The organism is Pedobacter sp. 10L46_2 (genome assembly GCF_056395165.1).
In genome coordinates this window covers 1-1,626 of record NZ_JBFTIZ010000501.1, presented here as the reverse complement: position 1 = coordinate 1,626, position 1,626 = coordinate 1, and the positions used below count along the sequence as shown (strand labels likewise).

Annotated in this window: 3 protein-coding genes; 2 read left to right on the top strand and 1 reads right to left on the bottom strand. The window is 37.5% G+C overall.

Translation table 11 applies throughout. From position 1 onward, the window contains the following. Both AC1DDX_RS27265 and AC1DDX_RS27260 read left to right on the top strand, forming a co-directional pair. The coding region (locus tag AC1DDX_RS27265) for a hypothetical protein (RefSeq protein ID WP_477623013.1) at positions 1 to 224 on the top strand (224 nt) is incomplete at its 5' end. Between the two features lie 86 nt (positions 225 to 310). After that, on the top strand, positions 311 to 655 hold the full coding sequence (locus tag AC1DDX_RS27260) for a hypothetical protein (RefSeq protein WP_288879225.1): 345 nt from the start codon (positions 311 to 313) through the stop codon (positions 653 to 655). Positions 656 to 662: 7 nt separating this feature from the next. On the opposite strand, the gene AC1DDX_RS27255 is transcribed toward AC1DDX_RS27260, so the two are convergent. Then, positions 663 to 1,626 (bottom strand): ADP-ribosylglycohydrolase family protein (locus AC1DDX_RS27255; protein WP_477623012.1); only part of this gene is annotated, 964 nt, incomplete at its 5' end.

Below are 1,626 nucleotides of genomic sequence, written 5' to 3'. Positions count from 1 at the left end.
ATATATTACTACCCAAATCTGCTACAGAAAGGAGTTCAATTATGGGAAAAGTTAGAAACATCTTACAAGAAAAAAACAGTTCTACAATTTATGTAAGCCTAAACACCACAGTCTTTGAAGCGTTGGAATTAATGTTTAAAAAAACATCGGATCGCTTATGGTTATGGTTATGGATTATAATATTTCTTTACCAGAAGATCACTATAGTAAGCGCATCTCTTTGATCATTTTTTTGAAAAAGGATTACAAAAATGGAAGAAAGACAGATAACTTTTTTTATTTTCGGCCCACATCTGCTTTTTAGAAATACATGAAACCTCCTTTTACCTGCTTATATTACCTGGAAAATGATTCCGATTGCTTACTGGAAGTGAAACGCAATGACCTGCCTGCAAATGCAGACATTGCTGACATATTCAGATGGCTGTACATAAACAAACAGACATTTGAAATTTCACCCCTGGTTTTCCGTTCAATGGATTCATCTGGCGAAGTACAGGAACGTTTCTTCGACCAGGGATACTTAAAATTTAACGACCAAACGGGCACTTATATTGAGAAATTTAATTCTGCACAGCATCAGCTTGAAAATAAAACAGGATTAGCCATTTCTGATGAACTACAGCATATGATAACACGCTATCTTAATCTATAAACTGATTCTATTTATGAGCCATTATCCCATCAATGGCTTTATCGCCATGGGTTATGTAATCCCATGCCCTTAAATAATATCCCTTTTTAGGATTCAAAACCTCAATTTTTATATGATGATTGCCACTGGCTAACTGATAGCGCCAGCAAATTTCATGTCTTCTGGTTCTGTAAGCGGTAGGTAAATGAGCAGTTTCGACGATCTGCCCATCAACATATACTTTGGCTTTAAGTTCATAATCATCCAGATTCTGATCATTTTTTCCGGCATTGCCGCGCAAAACAAATCCGGTTCCTTCAAAGTCAAACTCATAAACATCATCAATATTACGATTAAGTGGCTCTTTTGCTACAGGATAAATTCCCTCAAAACCTTTCTCCAAGCGCACCACCTCTGGTTTTTGCACCTTAATAATTACTTCGGCATCACCTACTTTGCCATTATTTGCAGCAATTGCTTTCAAAGCATGCTGATAACTTGTTTCATACACTTTATTTAAAGACATATTTGTGTATTTGAAGTTCAGATCCTCACTACCATTTAATCCTTTTTTCCAGTAATCCGGAATTTTACTGTAGCCTAGTATTGTTCCCAAAATCCCTCCAACGGTAGATGGGTTACAATCAGAATCCTGTCCGGAACGTGTAGCTATTTCCAACGTCCTTGTGTAGTCTCCTTTTCCGTAAAGCAGCCCCATTACCACATAAGCAGAATTAACTTTCGCATCAATGTCAAACGGACTGAATATACCCTCAGGACACCCTGCTTCTTCTGACCATTTCTTCTGAACCTCGTACCAGGTCTGCTTCCAATCGTTTGGATATTTTTTATGCCATTTGATTACATCGGCAATACATTTATAAAAATCACTTTCTTTTGGTATGGTTTTCAGAGCCTCATTCACCACGTAGTTCACATCGTCAGATAAAAAGGCCAGACTGTACATTGCCCCAACATAAACTCCGCCATAC